27 protein-coding genes are annotated in these 22,495 nt (G+C 43.3%); 16 read left to right on the top strand and 11 right to left on the bottom strand.

Annotated elements, in window-relative coordinates:
- Positions 1 to 397: 397 nt before the first annotated feature.
- From rpsI to zapE, 3 genes are all read right to left on the bottom strand, one after another.
- Entirely contained in the window at positions 398 to 790 is a 393-nt protein-coding gene (gene rpsI / locus F9Y84_RS18460; RefSeq protein ID WP_161568695.1) for a 30S ribosomal protein S9, read from the bottom strand.
- A gap of 8 nt (positions 791 to 798) precedes the next feature.
- The gene (gene rplM / locus F9Y84_RS18455; RefSeq protein ID WP_010376694.1) at positions 799 to 1,227 is read right to left on the bottom strand and encodes a 50S ribosomal protein L13; all 429 of its coding nucleotides are present in this window, start codon (positions 1,225 to 1,227) and stop codon (positions 799 to 801) included.
- Between the two features lie 350 nt (positions 1,228 to 1,577).
- Positions 1,578 to 2,666 (bottom strand): cell division protein ZapE, encoded by a 1,089-nt coding sequence (gene zapE / locus F9Y84_RS18450; RefSeq protein ID WP_147389371.1) that lies wholly within the window; start codon positions 2,664 to 2,666, stop codon positions 1,578 to 1,580.
- Positions 2,667 to 2,788: 122 nt separating this feature from the next.
- On the opposite strand from zapE, the gene F9Y84_RS18445 reads away from it, so the two are divergent.
- From F9Y84_RS18445 to F9Y84_RS18435, 3 genes are all read left to right on the top strand, one after another.
- On the top strand, positions 2,789 to 3,244 hold the full coding sequence (locus F9Y84_RS18445) for a Z-ring associated ZapG family protein (protein WP_125251164.1): 456 nt from the start codon (positions 2,789 to 2,791) through the stop codon (positions 3,242 to 3,244).
- A 110-nt stretch (positions 3,245 to 3,354) separates the two neighbouring features.
- Positions 3,355 to 4,707 (top strand): DegQ family serine endoprotease, encoded by a 1,353-nt coding sequence (locus tag F9Y84_RS18440; RefSeq protein WP_147389370.1) that lies wholly within the window; start codon positions 3,355 to 3,357, stop codon positions 4,705 to 4,707.
- Between the two features lie 103 nt (positions 4,708 to 4,810).
- Positions 4,811 to 5,890: a trypsin-like peptidase domain-containing protein gene (locus F9Y84_RS18435; RefSeq protein WP_125251166.1), complete on the top strand. Its 1,080-nt coding sequence runs from the start codon at positions 4,811 to 4,813 to the stop codon at positions 5,888 to 5,890.
- Between the two features lie 64 nt (positions 5,891 to 5,954).
- On the opposite strand, the gene murA is transcribed toward F9Y84_RS18435, so the two are convergent.
- From murA to F9Y84_RS18400, 7 genes are read right to left on the bottom strand one after another with little or no spacing between them, the layout of a single operon-like run.
- Positions 5,955 to 7,214: a UDP-N-acetylglucosamine 1-carboxyvinyltransferase gene (gene murA, locus F9Y84_RS18430; RefSeq protein ID WP_125251167.1), complete on the bottom strand. Its 1,260-nt coding sequence runs from the start codon at positions 7,212 to 7,214 to the stop codon at positions 5,955 to 5,957.
- A gap of 12 nt (positions 7,215 to 7,226) precedes the next feature.
- Positions 7,227 to 7,484 (bottom strand): BolA family protein, encoded by a 258-nt coding sequence (locus tag F9Y84_RS18425; protein ID WP_099643171.1) that lies wholly within the window; start codon positions 7,482 to 7,484, stop codon positions 7,227 to 7,229.
- A gap of 5 nt (positions 7,485 to 7,489) precedes the next feature.
- Positions 7,490 to 7,795 (bottom strand): STAS domain-containing protein, encoded by a 306-nt coding sequence (locus F9Y84_RS18420; RefSeq protein ID WP_125251212.1) that lies wholly within the window; start codon positions 7,793 to 7,795, stop codon positions 7,490 to 7,492.
- Positions 7,782 to 8,468 (bottom strand): MlaC/ttg2D family ABC transporter substrate-binding protein, encoded by a 687-nt coding sequence (locus F9Y84_RS18415; protein ID WP_125251168.1) that lies wholly within the window; start codon positions 8,466 to 8,468, stop codon positions 7,782 to 7,784. The genes F9Y84_RS18420 and F9Y84_RS18415 overlap by 14 nt, the downstream gene beginning before the upstream one ends.
- A 2-nt stretch (positions 8,469 to 8,470) precedes the next feature.
- A complete protein-coding gene (gene mlaD / locus F9Y84_RS18410) occupies positions 8,471 to 9,016 on the bottom strand; it encodes an outer membrane lipid asymmetry maintenance protein MlaD (protein WP_125251169.1) in 546 nt (181 codons plus the stop codon).
- A gap of 13 nt (positions 9,017 to 9,029) precedes the next feature.
- Complete coding sequence (mlaE, locus tag F9Y84_RS18405; protein WP_128730851.1) at positions 9,030 to 9,809, bottom strand: lipid asymmetry maintenance ABC transporter permease subunit MlaE; 780 nt, start codon at positions 9,807 to 9,809, stop codon at positions 9,030 to 9,032.
- Positions 9,810 to 9,811: 2 nt separating this feature from the next.
- A complete protein-coding gene (locus F9Y84_RS18400) occupies positions 9,812 to 10,612 on the bottom strand; it encodes an ATP-binding cassette domain-containing protein (RefSeq protein ID WP_176033140.1) in 801 nt (266 codons plus the stop codon).
- 174 nt (positions 10,613 to 10,786) lie between these two features.
- Here F9Y84_RS18400 and F9Y84_RS18395 point away from each other — a divergent pair, with 174 nt between their 5' ends.
- The 12 genes from F9Y84_RS18395 (at position 10,787) to mgtE (ending at position 20,421) form a co-directional block, all read left to right on the top strand.
- Positions 10,787 to 11,746: a calcium/sodium antiporter gene (locus tag F9Y84_RS18395; protein ID WP_125251172.1), complete on the top strand. Its 960-nt coding sequence runs from the start codon at positions 10,787 to 10,789 to the stop codon at positions 11,744 to 11,746.
- Between the two features lie 9 nt (positions 11,747 to 11,755).
- Positions 11,756 to 12,727, top strand: a complete 972-nt coding sequence (locus tag F9Y84_RS18390; RefSeq protein WP_147389369.1) for a KpsF/GutQ family sugar-phosphate isomerase — start codon at positions 11,756 to 11,758, stop codon at positions 12,725 to 12,727.
- Positions 12,727 to 13,278: a 3-deoxy-manno-octulosonate-8-phosphatase KdsC gene (kdsC, locus tag F9Y84_RS18385; protein ID WP_147389374.1), complete on the top strand. Its 552-nt coding sequence runs from the start codon at positions 12,727 to 12,729 to the stop codon at positions 13,276 to 13,278. The genes F9Y84_RS18390 and kdsC overlap by 1 nt, the downstream gene beginning before the upstream one ends.
- Positions 13,275 to 13,829, top strand: coding sequence for an LPS export ABC transporter periplasmic protein LptC (gene lptC / locus F9Y84_RS18380; RefSeq protein ID WP_147389368.1), 555 nt, complete (start codon positions 13,275 to 13,277; stop codon positions 13,827 to 13,829). The genes kdsC and lptC overlap by 4 nt, the downstream gene beginning before the upstream one ends.
- Positions 13,819 to 14,373 (top strand): lipopolysaccharide transport periplasmic protein LptA, encoded by a 555-nt coding sequence (lptA, locus tag F9Y84_RS18375; protein ID WP_147389367.1) that lies wholly within the window; start codon positions 13,819 to 13,821, stop codon positions 14,371 to 14,373. Before lptC ends, lptA begins: the two co-directional genes overlap by 11 nt.
- A complete protein-coding gene (gene lptB, locus F9Y84_RS18370) occupies positions 14,370 to 15,095 on the top strand; it encodes an LPS export ABC transporter ATP-binding protein (RefSeq protein WP_125251176.1) in 726 nt (241 codons plus the stop codon). Before lptA ends, lptB begins: the two co-directional genes overlap by 4 nt.
- A 46-nt stretch (positions 15,096 to 15,141) precedes the next feature.
- Positions 15,142 to 16,641: an RNA polymerase factor sigma-54 gene (locus F9Y84_RS18365; RefSeq protein ID WP_125251177.1), complete on the top strand. Its 1,500-nt coding sequence runs from the start codon at positions 15,142 to 15,144 to the stop codon at positions 16,639 to 16,641.
- A gap of 29 nt (positions 16,642 to 16,670) precedes the next feature.
- Positions 16,671 to 16,958, top strand: coding sequence for a ribosome hibernation promoting factor (gene hpf, locus F9Y84_RS18360; protein WP_010376661.1), 288 nt, complete (start codon positions 16,671 to 16,673; stop codon positions 16,956 to 16,958).
- 1 nt (position 16,959) lies between these two features.
- The gene (locus F9Y84_RS18355) at positions 16,960 to 17,418 is read left to right on the top strand and encodes a PTS sugar transporter subunit IIA (protein WP_125251178.1); all 459 of its coding nucleotides are present in this window, start codon (positions 16,960 to 16,962) and stop codon (positions 17,416 to 17,418) included.
- Positions 17,411 to 18,283 carry an RNase adapter RapZ gene (rapZ, locus tag F9Y84_RS18350; RefSeq protein WP_147389366.1) on the top strand — a complete coding sequence of 291 codons (873 nt, stop codon included), beginning with the start codon at positions 17,411 to 17,413 and terminating at the stop codon, positions 18,281 to 18,283. Before F9Y84_RS18355 ends, rapZ begins: the two co-directional genes overlap by 8 nt.
- Positions 18,273 to 18,545 carry an HPr family phosphocarrier protein gene (locus F9Y84_RS18345; protein WP_167508234.1) on the top strand — a complete coding sequence of 91 codons (273 nt, stop codon included), beginning with the start codon at positions 18,273 to 18,275 and terminating at the stop codon, positions 18,543 to 18,545. The genes rapZ and F9Y84_RS18345 overlap by 11 nt, the downstream gene beginning before the upstream one ends.
- Positions 18,546 to 19,062: 517 nt before the next feature.
- Positions 19,063 to 20,421 carry a magnesium transporter gene (mgtE, locus tag F9Y84_RS18340; RefSeq protein ID WP_125251181.1) on the top strand — a complete coding sequence of 453 codons (1,359 nt, stop codon included), beginning with the start codon at positions 19,063 to 19,065 and terminating at the stop codon, positions 20,419 to 20,421.
- Between the two features lie 53 nt (positions 20,422 to 20,474).
- Here mgtE and pmbA read toward each other — a convergent pair whose 3' ends face one another.
- Positions 20,475 to 21,824 (bottom strand): metalloprotease PmbA, encoded by a 1,350-nt coding sequence (gene pmbA / locus F9Y84_RS18335; RefSeq protein WP_147389365.1) that lies wholly within the window; start codon positions 21,822 to 21,824, stop codon positions 20,475 to 20,477.
- Positions 21,825 to 21,961: 137 nt separating this feature from the next.
- On the opposite strand from pmbA, the gene yjgA reads away from it, so the two are divergent.
- Positions 21,962 to 22,480: a ribosome biogenesis factor YjgA gene (yjgA, locus tag F9Y84_RS18330; protein WP_125251183.1), complete on the top strand. Its 519-nt coding sequence runs from the start codon at positions 21,962 to 21,964 to the stop codon at positions 22,478 to 22,480.
- Positions 22,481 to 22,495: the final 15 nt, after the last annotated feature.

Below are 22,495 nucleotides of genomic sequence, written 5' to 3'. Positions count from 1 at the left end.
TGATTAAAACAAGGTTATTCCAGATCCATGCCCGAATAAACCGGAAGAAAGTCATCTATGATTACTTCGAGCATGGAACCGCGTATTTATAATATCGCATCTGACACAACAATATACTGACTAAGATCAACCCCCGACTAAGGATACGCACCAAATCGCATGACTGGATCTCAGGTCTTTCTACTTGCTCCGCCAATTGTAGCAAAAAAAACCGTCAAGTTACCGTTCGATTTGCACTAATTATTATATTTATTGAACTTTTTTAATCTGACACGATATTTTTAGGCAAAATTAAGCGGAATTTTGTAACAGTGCTCACTTTGATGTGAGTATTGAGAGCATAGAAAACAAAAAACCCAGCATAAGCTGGGTTTTTGAATTCTTGAAACGTAATAAATTAACGCTTTGAGAACTGTGTCTTCTTACGTGCTTTCTTAAGACCAACTTTCTTACGCTCAACTTTACGAGCATCACGAGTAACAAAGCCAGCTTTACGTAGAGTTGGACGTAGAGACTCGTCAAACTCCATTAGTGCACGTGTGATACCGTGACGGATAGCACCCGCTTGACCAGTTGTACCACCACCTGCAACAGTGATGTATAAGTCAAACTTTTCTGTCATTTCAACTAACTCTAGAGGCTGACGAACAACCATGCGAGAAGTTTCACGACCGAAGAACTCTTCTAAAGAGCGCTTATTGATTACGATGTTGCCAGTGCCTGGGCGTAGGAATACGCGAGCACTTGAACTTTTACGACGACCTGTACCGTAGTATTGATTTGCCATGATAGTGCTCCTTAAATGTCTAGAACCTGAGGCTGCTGTGCAGCGTGGTTGTGCTCGTTACCAGCGTAAACTTTAAGTTTACGGAACATTTCACGACCTAGAGGACCGCGAGGTAACATGCCTTTAACCGCTTTCTCGATGATCATTTCAGGCTTTTTAGCTTGAAGTTTCTCAAAGTTGATAGACTTAAGGCCACCTGGGTAACCAGAGTGAGCATAGTACATTTTGTCCTGAGTTTTGTTACCAGTTACAGTAACTTTCTCAGCGTTGATTACGATGATGTAGTCACCAGTATCAACATGTGGAGTGTACTCAGCTTTATGCTTACCGCGAAGGCGACGAGCGATTTCAGTAGCGATGCGACCTAAAGTTTTACCTTCAGCGTCAACTACGTACCAGTCACGTTTTACAGTTTCTGGTTTAGCAACAAACGTTTTCATTATAAAAATCCAAAGTTTTCAATTTTAAAACCACAGGCAGTCCTTGGACTACCGCTCTACTTGTATTTGCTTTAACCCCTTCGAGTTGAAGACTTTTTTGCCGCTCAAGTCAGTGGCTAAGCCGACGAGGGCAATAGAACGCAACGTGGCAGGCCGCGGATTATAGCAAGCCTTCTGGGTGAAAACCAGCGCTTGATGTTTTTTTCTACAAGAAAATCTCAAGAATTTTGAAAAAAATCAAAAAGACGAAAAATCCGTCAGTGCGACGTTGCGGGTATGCTGCAAGCTGCGTTTACAGTGCCTTTCAACTGACACCCCACACAGCGCTGCAACATAAAAAAATGCACACCTTAAGCTAAGTGTTCTCTCGCAAGGTACTCATGCGACTGCATCTCTTGCAATCGACTAACACAGCGTTTGAATTCAAATGTGAGTGTACCCTCGCTGTATAACTCTGTGATCGGTGCAGCAGCAGAGATGATAAGCGTCACATTGCGCTCATAAAACTCATCGACTAAAGCAATAAAACGCCGCGCTGCATCATCGTTTTGCTGCCCCATTTGCTTCACATTAGACAAAATCACTGTGTTGTATAAGCGGCTGATTTCCATATAGTCAACTTGGGAGCGCGCCGTTTCGCAGAGTGCCGAAAAGTCAAACATCACGATACAATCTGAGACCATACGAGTTTGGATCATTCGCCCTTCAATTTCTATCGCTTGGTTTTCTTGGCCCGGCTCAGGTGATAATTTACTGAAATACTCAAATAAATTTTTATCTGCTTGCGCATCTAACGGGCTGTGGAATATTTCAGCTTGCTCCAAAGTGCGCAATCGATAATCAATACCAGAATCTACGTTAACGACTTCAGTGTTTGCCTTTACCAAAGCAATTGCAGGTAAGAATCGTGCTCGTTGCAGTCCATTTCGATATAACTCATCAGGAATGATATTCGAAGTCGCAACCAATACAATGCCTCGCTCGAACAAGGCTTCCATCAAACCACCTAACAACATAGCGTCTGTTATATCTTGAACAAAAAACTCATCGAAACAGATTATGTCGGTTTCTGCCTTAAAAGTATCAGCGATACTTTCAAGTGGGTTTTTAACATCTTTGAGCTTTTTTAACTCGTTATGTACACGATGCATAAAACGGTGGAAGTGCACGCGCATTTTACGCTCTGTTGGCAATGCGTCATAAAAAGTATCGACAAGGTATGTTTTGCCTCGCCCAACGCCTCCCCAAAAGTACAAGCCCTTCACTTTTGGTTGCTCAGCTTTGCCAAACAGGCGCGAGAAGAAACTCTGCTTGACCACTGGCTGATTGATAAGATCATCGTATAAGCGCTGTAAATGCCTTACCGCATTTTCCTGTGCACTGTCATATTGAAAATCATCACGTTGTAGATCTTGCTGATATTTTTCCCAAGGCGTCATCGACTTAAATATTTTTTACGATTTGTTTGTGGGTTATATTAACACGACTGCATTCACAGCGTATATTTAACTCTATCAGAGTTTTTATTTTTATTTGCCTTAGGGCATACAGGGAGAAACCTATGACTACCGTTACTTGGCTTGGATTACTGATCATTGTTGCCGTGGCTGCATTTTTTCTTGGTGGTTTTGTCACTAAGAAACAATTCAAGCATGACGAGTTAGAAGTGCAAGCACAGCAAGCAAAACATGACTTGGAGCAATATCGACAGGATGTTTCTGACCACTTAGCTAGCACTAAAAAGCTAGTGAACAGAATGCAAGACAGTTACCAACAACTGCTAACTCATGTTGAAGAGACCAATCAGCTACTAACGCAAGAACGCCCTTCTCATCCTGCTGATCCATTTTTCTCAAAGGAAACTACTGAGCAATTACAAGCTTCTCTTCAAGCTCGCCCAGAAAGACGACGTAAGCAAGATCCGAGCTTTGAAGTACCTCCTAGTGACTACGCAGAGGGCGAAACTGGGTTATTTTCTGGTCAAAAAAAAGAAAGTGAGCAAATTAAAGCCTCTTGATGAAACTTTTTGTAGACCCCATAGTCTTTAAAAGAAGTTATTGATTCTAGGGGCTAGTTAGCAGCCCCTTACGAACTATATAAACGCTAATAGCGGAGTACTTCACGACTATGAAATTTAATTTATCTTTGTTATCGGCCGCTTTACTTTCTTCAAGCCTGTTGTTAATACCACAACAGAGCGTGGCCAAACTTCCTGTTGCCGTTGATGGTCAACAATTACCGACACTTGCACCTATGTTGGAAAAGGTCGCGCCGGGTGTTGTTAGTATTCAAGTAAAAGGTGCAAAAGAGGTGCGCCGCCGTGTTGACCCATTTGACTTTTTCTTCGGTCAACCCCAACCTCGCAGCCAAAAGCGACCTTTCAGTGGATTAGGTTCGGGTGTCATCATTGACGCAAATAAAGGATACGTGGTTACTAATAACCATGTAATTGATGATGCCGACGAAATGCTGGTAACTTTAAAAGATGGCAGAGAATTTGAAGCAAAGCTCATTGGTAGCGATGCAGAATCTGATATCGCGTTGTTGCAGATCGATGGTGAAGACCTTACAGAAGTTAAGTTGGCGGACTCAGACAGATTAAGAGTGGGCGACTTTTCGGTAGCAATAGGTAATCCATTTGGCTTAAGCCACACAGTAACCTCAGGTATCATCAGCGCACTTGGCCGAAGTGGCTTGAATATAGAAGGCTATGAAGACTTTATTCAAACCGACGCTGCTATCAACCAAGGTAACTCTGGGGGAGCGCTTGTTAACCTCAATGGCGAGCTAATTGGTATTAATACCGCTATTCTTGGCGCATCCGGTGGGAACGTAGGTATTGGCTTTGCTATCCCATCAAATATGATGAAAAGCCTAGTCGATCAAATCATTGAATACGGCGAAGTGCGTCGCGGCTCTTTAGGGATCCATGGTCGTACTCTTGATGCAGGTCTTGCTAAAGCACAAGGCTTTGATGTTAAGCGCGGTGCTTACGTAATGCGCGTTGTTGAAGATTCAGCTGCAGATAAAGCAGGACTAAAAGCCAATGATGTAATTGTCAGCCTCAATGGTGATGAAGTCGAAAGCATGGCAGAGCTTGCTAGCAAGGTTGCCACTTTAGGTGAAGGCCGAGAAGTCAGGCTGGGCGTTTATCGAGATGGCAGAACCAAATTTATTGACGTAGAACTTGGCGGCAAACAAGAAGAGCAAGCCAATGCTGAAGATGTGCATCCAAACCTTCGTGGTGCCGTGCTTGAAAGTGGCGAGCGTGATGGTAATGAAGGAGTCGTAATTACTTCAGTTGAACCTCGCTCTCCTGCGGCTCGCGTCGGTCTCGAGGAAGGTGATGTGATCATGCAAGTGAATCGCAAGCGTGTCACCAGTGTCAAAGAGATGTCCAAACTAATTGATGGGATCAGAGGCAATATTGTACTTGGGATCAAACGCGGTCGTGAAACCGTATTCTACCTAATTCAGTAACACGTTGACCCAATATTAAAAAATGAAACACAGCGAAGCTTGTCGCTGTGTTTTTTTTTGTGTCATTATTAGCAGTATTAGATAACGATAAATATAAACACGCGTGTTCAAATTAATTAAATTCATTTTTCCACCTCTACTAGCTGGACTTGGGATAGCGTTCATCATCATTTGGTTTAACCCTGAACTCAGGGCAAATCTACCAACACTCGAAGCGCCCCGTATTAAATCTCAGCATATGAGCTTTGCCGATGCTGTTGAAAAAACAGCTCCTGCTGTGGTAACGATTTTTTCTGAGGGGTTTAGTACGCAGCCAAGGTATCAACGCCAAAGCACGGTTCGAGAGCTCGGCTCAGGTGTTATCATGAGTCGTGACGGCTATATTCTCACTAACTACCACGTGGTGAATAATGCCGATCAGATAATTGTATTGCTTCCAGATGGCCGCCAATACAGTGATACTCAACTTATTGGTTTTGACACCATTACGGATTTAGCGCTACTAAAAATTCCTGGTGAAAACCTTCCCGTTATTCCAATCGACCCGAGCTATCAACCGCGGGTCGGGGATGTCGTGCTTGCCATTGGTAACCCGCTCAATATAGGACAAACGATTACACAAGGGATTATTAGTGCGACCGGCAAACAAACGCTTACAGAGAGCCAGTTTAATAGTTTGCTGCAAATGGATGCTGCCATCAATGTTGGTAATTCAGGAGGAGCGGTTGTCAACTCAAACGGCGCACTTGTTGGGATCACCTCAGCGCAGTTTCGTACCCGCCTCAATATTGATATTCAAGGCATATCTTTTGCGATCCCTTATGATCTCGCCATGGATGTAATGCATAAACTCATCATGGACGGTAGAGTTATCCGGGGTTATCTAGGGTTTAGAGGTACACCTGTTGATAGCACAGGAAAAAGCGTCACCGACCTTTACACACCAATCATCGGCCTAGCCGTCAGTGAATTAGATCCATTGGGACCTGCTTGGCAAGCTGGTATGAAAGAGCATGATATTGTGGTGAAAGTCGGTGGGGAGTCTGTCACTAACCCACAAAGAACGTTGAAGCGAATAGGTAACACAGCCCCAGGCACAGAGCTCGAGTTTGAAGTGTTAAGAGCAGGTCAGCGCCTTACTATTACAGTTGAAGTCGCAGAGCTAGAAACGGGACTATATTGACCTGAACTCAGGTTATATTAAGCAAAAAGCGTCCAAATGGACGCTTTTACTCAGACTATTAAGTTCAAGTTTTACGGCGCTTTATATTAGCCCCTAACCGACTCAATTTATCTTCTATCTTTTGATACCCTCTATCAACATGATAGATACGGTCAACAATGGTCTCACCTGTAGCGACGATCCCTGTGAGGATCAAACTTGCTGATGCACGTAAGTCCGTTGCCATTACTTGTGCACCAGACAAAGAGGCAGTATCGCCACAAATCGCTGTATTCCCTTCTAAGCGAATATTCGCTCCCATACGCTGCAATTCTGGCACATGCATAAAGCGATTTTCAAAGATGGTTTCTGTAATTGTTGCGCTCCCTTCTGCTACTACGTTTAGTGCAGTAAACTGAGCTTGCATGTCTGTTGGAAACCCTGGATGTGGCATAGTCTTAATATTTACCGCTTTCAACGCGCGCTGACGCATGTCCACATAGATACTGTCGTCATTTACTTCAACGATAGCATTGGCGGCTCGAAGCTTTTCAAGAACGGGTTCAAGACTATGATAGTCCGTGTTTTTACAAAGCACCTCACCCTTTGCCATTGCCGCTGCAACGAGGAAAGTCCCCGTTTCAATGCGATCAGGAAGGATCTTATGCTCACAACCGCTGAGATGTTCCACACCTTCGACTTCAATTCGGCTAGAACCTGCACCACTTATTTTTGCTCCCATAGCAACCAAGCACTGGGCTAAGTTGATGATTTCAGGTTCTCTGGCAGCATTTTCTAATACGGTTTTACCATCAGCAAGTGTGGCAGCCATCAGCAAGTTTTCGGTCGCACCAACACTGACCGTTTCCATGAAGATCTCTGCACCACGCAATCGCCCTTCTGTCGTTGCATGAATATAACCATTCTCAACTTTGATGGTTGCACCCATTTTCTCTAGGCCTGAAATATGTAGATCAACAGGACGAGCACCAATAGCACAACCACCGGGTAACGATACCTGTGCATTACCAAATCTAGCCACCAAAGGACCGAGCGCCAATACCGATGCGCGCATCTGCTTCACCAGATCATAAGGAGCAAGCACATTGTTTACCGTCGCGCCGTTGATTTCAAGCGTGTCGCCATCCCACTCCACTTCGGCACCTAGAGTCTTTAGTAATGCTTCTGTCGTACCGATATCACGTAAGTGCGGTACATTAGAAAAACGGCTTTTACCTTCGCCTAATAGCGCAGCAAATAGGATAGGAAGGGCTGCATTTTTAGCCCCAGAAATAGTGACTTCACCGGCAAGAGTGGTGCCACCTTGGATAACAAACTGATCCATTGCGGCACCCCGTTATTGTGGAAGAATAAATTTACGCTCTTTTTGCCACTCATCAGGCGTGAATGCGCGAATGCTCACCGCATGGATAGTCCCATCTTTGATGGTATCCATTAGTGGTCCATAAATTAACTGTTCCCTTTTTAGCCTTCTTAATCCGTCAAAACACGTTCCAACAGCAATGACTTCGTAGTGACTACCGTTTGCTTTTACGATAATTTCGTCAAGCGATAGCGCATCTTTTAATAAAGTTTCGACTTGATTTGTTTCCATTAGACTCACTCAAATAGGGTTGTCACCTGCCCCAACTCCATTAAATTTTGCAGTTGCTCAGGTGTATTTCTCAGCTCGAGACGAATGTCGCGCTGCTTTAATTGACCTAAAGAGTGAATTAACCAAGCTAAGCCCGCGGTGTCAACCCTTGAGACCTTAGAAAGGTCAAAATAGACGGTTGATTGTGCATTTTTCAGCAATTGAACGATAGCCGACTGTTTCAGTGCGCTTGGTAAACTCGCTCTTGTTAGTTCACCAGTTAACACGATTTCACCTTTACTTTCGGTGAATGAAATTTTAGGCGTCACCATCATCCCCTCTAAATTGCACAGGAAGCTTGCTCTTTTTGTCCAACAACTGGATCACATGTTCAATACCTTGTTGGCGCAAGATACCATGCAACTCACTTTGTTTGGCATCTAATAGGCTGATCCCTTCTGCCATCATATCAAAGGCACGCCAATCATTGTCTTTACCGCGCCTGACCTTAAAATCAATTTTAATATCCGGTTTACCAGCCTCAACTATTTTTGTTTTTACAATAGCAATATCTTCTTTATCAAATGGCCGATGTTCACCGAATTCTACTTTTTGATCTTTATACTGAGTAAACACACCTGCATACGTTGCTACCAGATAGCTTTTAAACACCTCAATAAAGGTTTTAATATGCTCAACTGCAGCTGCTTTTTCCTGTTTATCTTCAATGTTACGTACTGTTTGAATGTAGGATCCCAAAACGCGATATGCGGCATATTTGTAATCGATGTAAGGCAAAAGCTCTTCTTCGACGATAACACGTAGGTGCTCTTTATCCTTTTCGATAATGCTCTGCTCTTTTGTTACACGCTGAAAAGTTTGTGCTGCAACTTGCTCAACCATTTTATATGGATCGCTTGAGTCCACTTCTTTTGCCTGCAATGACATCGTAACCATAATGGCAACTAGCCAAATCAGGCATTTGGTATAAAGATTCATTAACATATTTACTCGCTCCCTTGATTAAATAGGAACTGACCAATCAACTCTTCTAATACAAGCGCTGACTTTGTGTCTGTGATCATATCGCCGTCTTTAAGCGCTTTTGTTTCCACCCCGAAGAGAGACTCAAGATCAACACTATCTTCGCTCGTCACTTCTTGACCTAAACACTTTTGCTTAGCTGACTCAGCGGCAATTACTGGAGAAATACCAAGATATTGCTCACCTAAAATGCCCGACGTTAATATGGAAACTGATGAAGTATCAGAAAACTGACATTCATAGTTTTTGTCGATACTCATCGAAACCACAGGTACAAATTCCTGCGGGTGTATCTGAATGCCATCAACACGGCCAATAACAACTCCGCCCACTTTGATTGGTGCACGTGTTTTCAGTGAACCGATATTCTCAAACTTAGCTTGCAGCATGTAGGTTTCACCATTACCACTCAAGCCTGAGTTTGCCACTTTGAGCGCTAACATGATAAATGCAGCGACACCCAACGCTACAAATAGCCCAACTAAAATTTCAATTTTCCGTGTATTCATTTTTTAAAACCTTTTAACTTGAGAACATAACCGCTGTTAATACAAAGTCGAAGCCAAGTACAGCCAGTGAAGAGTGTACTACTGTCTCTGTCGTCGCCTTACTTATCCCTTCAGATGTAGGGACACAGTCATAGCCTTTGTACAACGCGATCCAAGTCACCAATAGTGCAAATACGAAGCTCTTAATAAGACCGTTTAAAATATCTTTTTGGAACGATACCTGTGATTGCATGATAGACCAGAAGCTACCAGAATCGACTCCTAACCAATCCACCCCAACCAAATGTGCACCTAAGATAGCGATTGCTGAAAATATCAACGCAAGCAGTGGCATACTGATAAAGCCTGCCCAAAATCGTGGTGCAATAACGCGCTTTAATGGGTCAATAGCCATCATCTCTAAACTAGATAATTGCTCAGTTGCTTTCATTAAACCAATTTCAGCAGTCAGTGCACTACCCGCACGCCCAGCAAATAACAGCGCCGTAACAACGGGACCTAATTCTCTTAGTAGACTCAACGCCACCAACGGCCCAAGGCTATCCTCAGCGCCATATCCTACTAATACGGTATAGCCTTGTAGCGCTAAAACCATACCAATAAATAACCCCGAGACCATAATAATCAACAGTGACTGATGACCTACCATGTAGAGTTGTTTGATTAATAGCGGTGTGCCTTTGCGAAAGTTAGGTAAACTAAATAACGCCCCAAATAGCATATTGGTTGCACGACCAAGAGCAGCAAAGCGACTTAGTGTTTTATGACCTATTTTTTGTAGAAAATCGACCAACTCTACTCTCCTTGCAACAGTGCTTGTTGATAATCAGGGGCATTGAAGTGAAATGGTACAGGGCCATCGGCAAGCCCTTGTAAAAACTGCTGCACTAGCGCTGAGTCATGCTTTAGCATTTGCTCAGGCGTCCCTTCACCTATCACGCCTTGCTCAGCGATAATGACAACATGATCCGCGATACTCAGTACCTCTGTCACATCATGGGTTACGATTAAGGATGATAGACCTAACACTTCATTTAGTGACTTAATTAAACGTACCAACACCCCCATCGAAATGGGGTCTTGCCCAGCGAATGGCTCATCATACATGATAAGTTCGGGGTCAAGCGCTATCGCACGCGCTAGAGCAGCGCGCCTCGCCATGCCGCCAGAAAGCTCTGCTGGCATTAAATCCTTTGCACCACGCAGTCCTACTGCTTGCAGCTTCATCAATACTACTAACTGAATGAGCTCTTCTGACAATTCCGTGTGTTCGCGCAAAGGAAAAGCGACATTGTCAAAGACACTCATGTCTGTGAACAACGCACCGCTTTGAAACAACATGCTCATGCGAGTTCTTGCTTGATATAATTCACTACGGGACATACTTGGGATACTGTTTCCAGCAAAAAGAATATCACCACTATTAGGTTTTAACTGGCCACCGATCAATCGCAGCATAGTCGTTTTACCTATGCCACTTGGCCCCATTATTGCGGTGATTTTGCCTTCTGGTACGGAAAAGCTCATGTTTTTGTAGATGATCCTTTCACCCCTGGAAAAGGTTACATCCTTGATTTCTACAATTGATTGCGACAAGTCGCTCTCCAGATCAAGACTATATTCATCGGAGTATGATACTTTTTTTTCAAACAAGATGGAAAATCGTTTTGGTAAAATTTTGTAAGTCGTTAAATGTGACGGTTTGCTTATACTTTCCAAGGCGCATTTGGTAGTATCTAACGAAATTTTAATCCTATTGGCTAGAGGTTCATGGTTTTATCGTTTGTTATTCTCATTCTTGGCTTTATTGCACTGGTTTGGAGTGCCGACCGCTTCGTTTTTGGCGCAGCAGCTTTAGCTCGAAACTTTGGTGTACCAACATTAATTGTTGGCTTAACCATTGTCGCCATGGGCTCTTCAGCCCCCGAAATGATGGTTGCTGCACAGGCCGCTCTTGCAGATAAAACAGACACAGCCGTTGGTAACGCCGTAGGTTCTAACATTGCCAATATATTATTAGTCCTTGGGATCACCGCCTTACTCCGACCGCTTTCGGTTGGCTCAGGAATTTTACGTCGAGAAATGCCACTTCTTATCATTGTTTCCTTGGGAGCTTGGTATATTGTCAGTGACAATAACTTCAGTTTTGTTGAAGGTATATTACTGCTTATTGGCTTCGCAGCATTTCTCCTTACCTTAATTATCATTACCAAACGCAGCGGCAACAGCAATGACGATCCTTTCGTTAGTGAAGCGTGTGAAGAGGTGCCGGACAATGTCCCCACACAAAAAGCTATTTTTTGGCTTGTTGTTGGTATGATTTTGCTCCCCGTTAGCGCCGATTATCTGGTGGGTGCAGCTGTTGATATTGCAAAGTACTTTGGGATGAGCGACTTATTGATTGGGTTAACTATCATCGCGGTAGGAACCAGTTTACCTGAACTCGCAGCCTGTGTAGCTGGCGTATTAAAAAATGAAGACGATTTAGCGCTAGGTAATATCATTGGTTCGAATATTTTTAATATCCTTGCGGTACTGTCTATTGCGGGGATCATCAATCCCTCCGTATTAGATACCAATATCGCGGCTCGTGATATATTTATTATGCTTGGTGCAACACTATTGCTACTTATTATGAGCTTAAGCATTACTGGTAAACGTCGTATCAACCGCTTTGAAGGTGGTTTGTTACTCGCCTGCTTTATCGGATATATTTACTACATCATTTAAGGAATACACGTGACAACGACCCCATTTATTGAATCTGCTAATCAAGTGTTTGCTACTGAGCTTGCAGCAATAGAGGAAGTGCAGCAGTTTGTCGATCAACAGTTTGAGCAAGCTTGTAAAATAATGTTTAATTGCCAAGGTCGAATTATTGTTATTGGTATGGGTAAGTCAGGTCATATTGGAAATAAAATTGCCGCTACACTCGCCAGCACAGGAAGCCCTGCTTTTTTCGTGCACCCAGGTGAGGCTAGTCATGGCGATTTAGGTATGATCACCAAAGATGATGTGGTTTTGATGATATCAAATTCAGGTGAAACCCAAGAAGTTATCTCAATCTTACCGATAATTAAACGTTTAGGTGCACCTGTGGTCTCTATGACAGGCAACCCAAGCTCAACCATGGCTCGCAACGCTAGTGTTCACCTTTGCGTTAAAGTGTCAAAAGAGGCGTGCCCACTAGGATTAGCGCCCACAGCAAGTACCACAGCAACGCTGGTTATGGGAGACGCATTAGCAGTTGCTCTACTTGAAGCCAGAGGATTTACTGCCGATGATTTCGCGCTTTCTCACCCGGGAGGAAGTTTAGGTAAACGACTATTACTCACAGTCGCTGACATCATGCACAAAGACAGTGCCATTCCAATGGTCAGTAGCAACTGTACCGTCAAAGAAGCCCTTTTCGAAATGTCTGCAAAAAGTCTTGGAATGACAGCGATTGTCGACGAGCAGACACAATTGCAAGGTATTTTTACAGACGGTGACTTGCGCCGTATCATAGAACAAAAAGTAGACATTCATACAACGCCAATCACACAAGTTATGACCGCAAAAAGTACCACCGCACGTGCCGATATGCTCGCTGCTGAGATGCTAAATATTATGGAAAATAAACGCATCAATGGACTAATTGTGGTTGACGAGAATAATGTCCCTGTAGGTGCATTGAATACCCAAGATTTACTTAGAGCGGGAGTGCTATGATGCAGTTTAGCGACCTTTATCAAGATATCTCAACAGATGCTTGGCAAAAAGCAACTCAAATTAAACTCTTAATTTGTGATATTGACGGTGTATTCTCTGACGGACGCATTTATCTAGGTAACAACTGTGAAGAATTAAAGGCATTCAATACCAAAGACGGCTTCGGTATCAAAGCGCTAGTAAACTGCGGTATTGAGGTTGCGGTCATCACAGGTAGACATTCACAAATAGTTCAGCAACGCATGACTAGTTTAAATGTAACGCATATTTACCAAGGTCAAGAAAACAAGCTAGTGGCATATGAAGCACTAAAAACGCAGCTTAATCTGAAGGATGCAGACATTGCCTATATTGGTGATGATGGCCCTGATCTGCCAGTGATGGAGCAAGTTGGCTTTGCTGTCGCCGTGAATGATGCACATCCGCTGATAAAACGCATTGCCCACTATACCACTTTGATGCCGGGAGGCTTTGGCGCCGTCAGAGAGTTAACAGATCTGCTCATGCTCAGCCAAAACCACCCTCTTACCACTACAGGGTCAAGTACATGACTGTGCTTCGTGTCATTCTGCTCATTACTTTTAGTGCGCTGATGATTTGGCTATGGTCGCCGATGTTTAACGCATCAGAAATCGACAAGAAAAGTGACGATGAACCACTTGCAAAACCTGATTATGTGGCGACCGCATTAGAGCAGACTACCTACAGTGAAAATGGCTTACTAAACTACCATGTGACTGCTGATAAAATGGAACTTTATCAGGATCTTGGTTTTAGCCACTTTGCAAAACCCATTTTTACATTATATAACGGTGAGCAAAATTGGCAGATAAGCGCATTGGAAGCCACATTATACGAGAACAACACCCTGATTTTAGAAGGGGATGTTTTAGCAAAAAACCTCACACCAGATGCAATGATCAGTACTATCAATGCCGACAATGTCAGGGTTGAAATTAAACAAAAGTTGATGAAATCAGAACACCCCGTCATTATCACAGGCCCTAGCCTTAAAATTACCGGTAAAGGCTTACATGCAGACTTGCAAAAACAGCTGATTGAGCTCATCAACCATACAAAGACAATTTATTATGACCAGTAAAATAATTAACAAATTAGTTTTCGTCGGCTTGCTCGCAAGTTCCACTTTCGCAGCTGCTGCAGAGCAAAATGAAGTCATTATCGATGCTGGCCGTCAGCAAGCTCAACTGCAAAGTAACATAGGCATTTTCGAGCAAAACGTTGTCATTATTCATGGCACAAGAAAAATCAATGCTGATCGTTTGGAAGTGCACCGCCGCGCTGAGCTTGGTTCAAATAAGCAGCTACTAATTGCTACTGGCAACCCTGCGGTTTTTGAAGAAGCTCAGGCAGATGGTACAACCTTACGCGCTGCGGCTAATGAAATTCGCTATGATGTTGCTGAATTAAAGTTAGTACTTACTGGCAATGCTGAAATATCGCAAGCAGGTCAAAAAAGTAGTGCACAAGTCATTACTTATCATATCGAAAAGCAACTCATTAGTGCCGAACGCTCTGAACAGGGCGACTCTCGGGTCAGAACAATTTTGGTTCCTGTTGAAAAGAAATCTGACACCAACGTGGAAAAAAGTGAAGGTCCACAGGAAAAAGGTAACAATTCATGAGCGAGCTCAAAGCAACAGGCTTGGCAAAAAGTTATAAAGGTCGCCAAGTTGTCAAAAATGTAGGACTGAGTGTCGAAGCAGGTAGCATCGTTGGTTTACTTGGCCCTAATGGTGCGGGGAAAACCACTACTTTTTATATGATTGTGGGCTTAGTACCAAGTGACAAAGGCTTTATACAAATCGATGATGAGGATATCACCCTACTCCCGATGCACAGTCGCGCACGCCTAGGGATTGGATATTTACCTCAAGAGTCATCCATATTTAGGAAGCTAACGGTATATCAAAACCTCATGGCTATTTTGGAAACCCGCAAAGATTTGTCTAAAGTTGAAAGAGAAGCTCAGCTTAATGAGTTGTTGGATGAATTTAATATCCAACACATCCGTGATTCTCAAGGGATGGCATTATCTGGAGGAGAGAGAAGACGGGTAGAAATTGCTCGTGCTTTAGCCGCTAATCCTAAGTTTATCTTGTTAGATGAACCTTTTGCTGGCGTTGATCCAATTTCAGTGTTAGATATAAAGACAATCATTGAGCACCTTAAAAATCGTGGGATCGGTGTACTGATCACCGACCACAATGTAAGAGAAACGCTGGACGTATGTGAAAAAGCCTACATCGTTTCACACGGTGAATTAATCGCCGCTGGTACGCCAGAACATGTTTTAGCGGATCAAACCGTAAGAGATGTCTACCTAGGCGAACAATTCAAGCTATAGTTAAGACGTAGTATTAATAACTGTTAAAAGGGATTGTTAGAGATACATGAGGCAATCATTACAGCTGCGCATGGGGCAGCAACTTACAATGACTCCACAACTGCAACAAGCCATACGCCTGTTGCAGCTTAGTACGTTGGATCTACAGCAAGAAATACAAGAAGCGTTGGACAGCAACCCACTATTGGAAGTGGAAGAAGGCGATACCGCAGACGCAGAAAGTACTGAACAACACAGCCAAGATAAAAATAATACGGACGATAGTCAGCAAAGCTCAGATGAAGCGCCTGTCAGCGAGTATGAAATGGACTCAGATACCGCCATGAGCAAAGAAACGGTTAGTGATGATCTTGCCATGGATGTGACTTGGGATGAATATATGAGTGCTGCACCAGCATCAAGCGCAGCTCCTTTACCTGATGATGATAACGTCTACCAGGGAGAAACTTCCGAATCACTACACGACTACCTAATGTGGCAGTTAGAACTTACGCCATTTAGCCCAACAGATAGAGCCATTGCTATTGCCATCATCGAAGCGGTAGATCTGTCTGGCATTTTAACGCTTTCCTGTGAAGATATTTTAGAAAGTATCAATGATGAAAACAGTGAAGAGCCGGTAGAGTTGGATGAAGTCGAAGCCGTACTTAAACGTATCCAGTTGTTTGACCCTGTCGGTATTGCTGCACGAAGTTTGCAAGAATGTTTATGTATTCAGTTAAATCAATTTGCACCTGACACACCGTGGATCACCGAAACCAAGATGATCCTGACCGAGCACATTGATTTACTTGCGAGCCGTGATTACCGTACCTTGGCGAAAAAAACGCGCTTAAAAGAAGCTGAGCTAAAAGAAGTTATGACGCTGATCCACAGTCTTAACCCTAAGCCAGCTGCGAGTATTATTCATGAAGAACCAGAATACGTTATTCCAGATGTGTCGGTAAAAAAAGTGAAAGGCCGCTGGGTTGTAGAGCTAAACCCTGATGCGATGCCTAAGATTAGAGTAAATGACCACTACGCTGCGATGTCGAGAACTGCTAAATCGAGTACTGATAGCCAGTTTATTCGCTCACACCTTCAAGAAGCAAAGTGGTTTATTAAGAGCTTAGAAAGTCGCAATGACACTTTATTGAAAGTTACCAATTGCATTGTGCAACAACAACAGGCATTCTTTGAACATGGCCCCGAAGCGATGAGACCTATGGTGTTAAACGATGTCGCAGAGATGGTTGATATGCACGAATCTACGATTTCTCGTGTCACCACCCAAAAGTACATGCACACACCAAGGGGCATATTTGAGCTGAAGTATTTCTTCTCAAGCCATGTCAGTACCGAAAATGGAGGTGAGTGCTCCTCAACAGCAATACGAGCACTCATCAAAAAGCTAATAGCTGCGGAAAACACTGCTAAACCATTAAGTGATAGCAAAATTGCAGATATTTTAGCTGAACAAGGAATTAAGGTAGCGAGACGCACGATTGCAAAATATCGTGAATCCCTAGCCATTCCACCGTCAAATCAGCGTAAAAGCTTGATATAAGACGTTAAACACAAGAAGGAAAAATGCTTATGCAACTAAATTTAACTGGTCGCCATGTAGAAATCACTGACTCTTTAAGAGATTATGTCACCAACAAGTTTGCGAAGCTTGAGAGGCACTTTGATCATATCAATAACGTTCATGTGATCCTTGATGTCGAAAAACTAGTTCAAAAAGCAGAAGCAACATTGCACGTAAATGGCGGCGAGCTATTTGCATCAACAGAGCATCAAGACATGTATGCAGCAATTGATGGCCTGATTGACAAACTAGACCGTCAAGTAATTAAACACAAAGAGAAGCTCACTCGACACTAAAATGAAATTAAGTGAATTAGTGAATAAGGACTGTAGCAAAGCTGCGGTCCTTTTTAGTAGCAAAAAACGTATTCTCGAATACATTAGCGAATTAGCGCATAGCCAAATCCCTGATACCAGCCAGCACACTATCTTAGATGCCCTTATGGCACGAGAAAAGCTGGGAAGTACAGGTATAGGTAAAGGGATCGCAATTCCTCATGGGCGACTTGAAGGTATTGATAAAATACTGGCGATGGTCTTGGTAAGCGAACAAGGGATCCCGTTTGAGGCGATCGACAAACAGCCTGTCGATATTTTTGTCGCATTCATCGTACCTGAAGGAGATAATCAACAACACTTAAAGACCTTAGCTGCGATTGCTGATACACTCAAAAATAAGTCATTTTGCAAAATGCTCAGGCAAGCGAAAAATGACGATGAGTTATATGCAGTGATCCAAGGTGAATTTGATGAGTGATGAAGAAAAAGGACTCGAGCTTATCATTATCAGTGGCCGTTCTGGTTCTGGTAAGTCTGTAGCACTTCGAGTATTAGAAGATTTAGGCTACTATTGTGTCGACAATATTCCGGTTAATTTACTCCCCTCTTTAGTTCGTAGTGTTTCTGACAACTACAACAAAGTTGCTGTTAGTATCGATGTCCGCAACCTCCCCAAAGAACAAGATGAGTTCAACGATATACTCGAGTACTTACCAGGTTTTGCTAAACCAATCCTGTTTTATCTAGACAGCGATGATCAGACGCTCATTAAACGTTTTTCAGAAACGCGCCGTTTGCATCCATTATCAATACACAACCTGCCTTTAGACGTTGCAATTAAAAAAGAGCGTGAGCTGTTAAATGTATTGACGACTAGAGCTGACTTCTTAATTGATACTACCAGCCTCAGCGTGCACCAACTGGCAGAAGATATTCGTGAAAAGATTTTAGGTCAGAAAAATAAACAACTTATCATTACCTTTGAATCTTTTGGCTTCAAGCACGGTATTCCAAAACAAGCAGATTACGTATTTGATGCGCGTTTTTTACCAAACCCGCACTGGGAACCAGAGCTAAAGCCATTAACAGGGCTAGATCAGCCGGTAAAAGACTATCTCTCAAGTCATAGCATAGTGCAGAAATTTACTTGGCAAATTCAAACGTTTGTCCAAACTTGGTTGCCACACCTTGAACGAAACAACCGTAGCTACTTAACCATAGCTATAGGCTGTACTGGTGGCCAGCACCGCTCTGTTTATTTAGCACAAACGATTGGTGAGCGCTTTGCAAAAACACACTCTAACGTAAAAATCCGCCATCGTGAGCAAGAGAATAATGTGTGAAGATACATTTTTAATCCAAAATAAGCTTGGATTACATGCTCGAGCAGCGACTGAACTGGCTCAGCTTGCCGTTCAGTTTGATGCAGAGGTGACTTTATATCAGGGCGATAAAAGCGCGTCAGCGGATAGCGTTCTGGCACTGCTACTTCTGGAGAGCAGCCAAGGTAAAGAAGTTAAAGTTGTGTGTAGCGGCCCTGATGCGCAGCCCGCACTGGATGCTATCGGTATGCTGATCCACAATAAGTTCAATGAATCAGAATAACTCCCCACAACCGTAACAGGTATTGTGTCAGCACCAATTCATATAACATGTGCTACACTTCGATACGCAAATTCAATTAAATAAGTCTCGCCTACTCGCCTGTAAACCTTGGTAGAACAAAGAAAACTGCGTTACACTGTAGTGGCTGTTAGCGCTAAAACTGGCTGCTAGAAGGGCGTGATACCAACTGTCTTAATACTTGCTCAATTTGAAGGGGTAAGCCTGACGCTAGTAACTGCGTTAAAAAAACTCTTATTTAGAATAAATTAATGCTCCTAAGCTGAGGTTGATTATTTCGATACATGAGGCTAAACGAAGCTAGTATGGTATATCCCAGTTTTGAGTCGGTTGAGGTGGTAATTCATTTATAATAAATAAAGCTAGAATAAACCGGCAGCCCACCCACGGAAATATATTGTGTCACATTTTTACAAGACATGGTTTCTGAATACATTACAGCATGTTGGGGCGAGCAAAACACTATCATTTACTGTCAACATTATCAAAAAGGACGCGTATGCCTGAAGTATTTGAACAAGACTATACACTGGAGCAACTTCAAAAGGTTACCAAAGCCTTAAACAGTGGTCAGTTTGTTCAAGTAAGGCGTATGCTAGCAGAAACCGCTCCTTGTGATACCGCACTCCTACTAGAGTCATCACCTCATAAAGTTCGCTCTATGCTCTGGCAACTTGTTGACCCAGATATTCAAGGGGATGTGCTCGAGGAACTGTCTGAGGATGTAAGGCTGGGGATCATCGCTCAGATGGAACCTGAGCTTATCGCAGCTGCAACCGAAGACATGGATGATGATGACTTAGGTGATGTCCTTCGTAGCCTTCCTGATACCGTTTATCAGGATGTTATCGGTGCGATGGATACACAGGATAGAGAGCGTGCTACACAGGCATTATCCTACAAGGAGAACTCCGCTGGCGCTCTGATGAGCACAGATACGGTCACTATACGGCCAGATGTCACTTTGGAAGTGGTATTTAGGTACCTTCGCCTCAAAGGTGAGCTACCTGATGGTACTGATGAGCTGTATGTCGTGGATAAAGATAACTGCTTTTTAGGCACGCTACCTGTCAATATTTTACTCACTAATTCACCAGATAGTATTGTTCGCGAGTTGATGGATGAAGATAAGGAAACCATTCCTATCTCCATGGATGAATCTGAGGTTGCACAACTGTTTGAGCGTCATAACTGGATTTCAGCTCCTGTCGTTGACGATAATGCCCACCTTCTCGGCCGTGTTACCATTGATGATGTGGTCGATGTTATTCGTGAAGATGCCGAGCACAGTCTATTAAGTATGGCCGGTCTTGAGGACGAGGAAGACACCTTTGCTCCTGTTCTTAAAAGTAGCAAGCGCCGTTCAATTTGGCTGGGCATAAACTTGCTTACAGCGTTAATGGCAGCATTCGTCGCCAGCTTTTTCGAAGGTACTTTAGATATTTTGCCAATCCTTGCAGTACTAAATGGCATCGTACCAAGTATGGGTGGGGTTGCAGGTAGTCAAACGTTAACACTGGTTATTCGTGGTATAGCCCTTGGTCATATCAATCAAACCAACCAGAAGTTTTTAATGGGTAAAGAGCTGGCCATTGGTGCGTTAAATGGGTTGCTATGGTCGTTGTTAATCGCGGGTGTCATTGCAGTGTGGCAGTGGGATTTCACACTCGGTGCAGTCATCGCCTTCGCTATGTTTATGAATTTAGTCGCAGCGGGTATTGCTGGTGCAAGTATCCCAATTATGCTGAAAAAAATGAATATCGACCCTGCTCTAGCAGGAAGTGTGGTGCTAACAACAGTCACTGATATTGTCGGAATTTTTGCATTCCTTGGCACTGCAACTTGGCTGCTCGTTTAACAATGACAGATAATGCTGGCAATACCGCCAGCATTACTTAATAGGGTGCAGTGTTATTCTCCTGCAATCTGCATGCTATTGAGTAGCACCGAACCAGTTTGTACCGCGCCTCGGCATTCGATATCACCACCTAACCCTTCAATGTTGGCAAACATGTCTTTTAGATTACCTGCAATCGTGATTTCACTGACAGGATACTGTATCACACCATTTTCTACCCAAAACCCTGCTGCACCTCTTGAGTAGTCACCAGTTACCGTATTGACCCCCTGTCCCATCAACTCGGTTACCAGTAAACCTGTGCCCATAGTCGCCAGTAAAGCGCTCAAGTCATCATGGGTAGGTTTTACTAGCCAATTATGTATACCACCAGCATGCCCTGTAGCTTGCATATTCATCCTGCGCGCCGCATAACTTGCCAATAAGTAAGTATTCAGTACACCGTCTGTGATAATTTCACGATCTATTGTTTTCACTCCTTCACTATCAAATGGGCTTGATGCTAACCCTTGCAGCAAATGAGGCTTCTCTTCGATATTGACACAAGTATTAAAAATTTGAGTATCTAAAGAGTCCATTAAGAAACTTGATTTTCGATACAAAGCGCCACCACCAATGGCTGACACTAAGTGTCCAAATAAGCTATTGGCAATATCAGCGCGGAAAATCACAGGCACTTTGCGTGTAGATAGCTTTTGACTACCTAGCTTCGCTAACGTCGACTGAGCCGCTTCAAGTCCAACAGCATTAGCAGATTTAAGCTCAGTATGTACGCGGGAAAGCGTAAACGCAGAGTCTCTTTGCATTTGCTCTGCTTCTTTCCCTATTACCATAGTGCTTAAACTGTGTCTTGTTCGTGGAAAGCCCGCGATCAGTCCATGACTATTACCATACACTCGGATCCCTTGGTGACTGGATAAACTCGCACCATCCGAGTTAACTATTCTGGGGTCGTAGTCAAGCGCTGCTTTTTCCGCCGCGATACACTGCTCTATGGCTTCATCCGGAGAAACTTCCCACGGGTGAAATAGATCTAGTCCAGGAGGAGACATTTCCAATAGCGCCTCATCTGCGACCCCATTACAAGGATCATCCGATGTAAACTTGGCGATATCGATTGCCTTTTCTACAACCGAGCGCAATGCCTTAGGGCTAAGATCAGCTGTCGATGCAGAACCTTTGTGGTTGCCAACATATACACTTATCCCCAGCCCACCATCTTGGTTAAATTCAATGGTTTCAACCTCTCCCATACGCGTACTTACAGATAACCCTGAGGTACTTGACATTGCAGCCTCAGCGGAGGTTGCTCCTAGTTTTTTTGCCTGTGCAAGTACTTCAGCAACAGCATTTTTTACATCATCAATTTGGCTAAATATTGGGTGTTGTTGAGGTTGAGTCATAGATACCTTGTCCGCTTGCTCATCTGACTAAAGCTGATTAAGTTAATATGCTAACACAGCTACTCACTATTGTAGTGATCAATTGTGGTATACTCTAGGGTTAGAGACCTTAATTATTCAAAGTATAGACAAGAGCAATGGCTAAACACGAGCAACCGACTGAAGAAGAGATTATTTACGTTTCCAAAAGTGAGCTAAAACGTGAGGCGCAGGAATTACACGAGCTTGGCTGTGAGATTGCAGGGCTGGGTAAAAAACAGCGTGAGAAGCTCCCTTTAACCGACGAGCTCAAAGAAGCAATGGCCGTTGCTGATAAGATCCGAGCCAAAACAGATGCTTATCGCCGTCACATGAATTATATCTCGAAAACGTTACGTACCACTGCAAACATTGATGATATTCAAGCGGCAATGGATTTACTCCTTAATAAGAACAACCAAGCAGACGTTTTGCTCAATAAAATTGAGCATATTCGAGATGATGTTATTGCCAAGGGTGACAGTAAAATTAACGAATTATTGCTAGAGTACCCTGAACTTGAGCGCCAAAAAATGCGCCAAATGGCACGCCAAGCAAGCAAAGAGTTAAAGGCAGAGAAACCTGGTAAAGCGTACAGAGAGCTATTTCAATATTTAAAAGAAGTGATTATGCCATAGCTCACCCGGGCCAAT

The organism is Pseudoalteromonas peptidolytica (assembly GCF_012641745.1).
GTDB lineage: Bacteria > Pseudomonadota > Gammaproteobacteria > Enterobacterales > Alteromonadaceae > Pseudoalteromonas > Pseudoalteromonas peptidolytica.
This window is presented reverse-complemented; position numbering and strand designations above follow the sequence as displayed.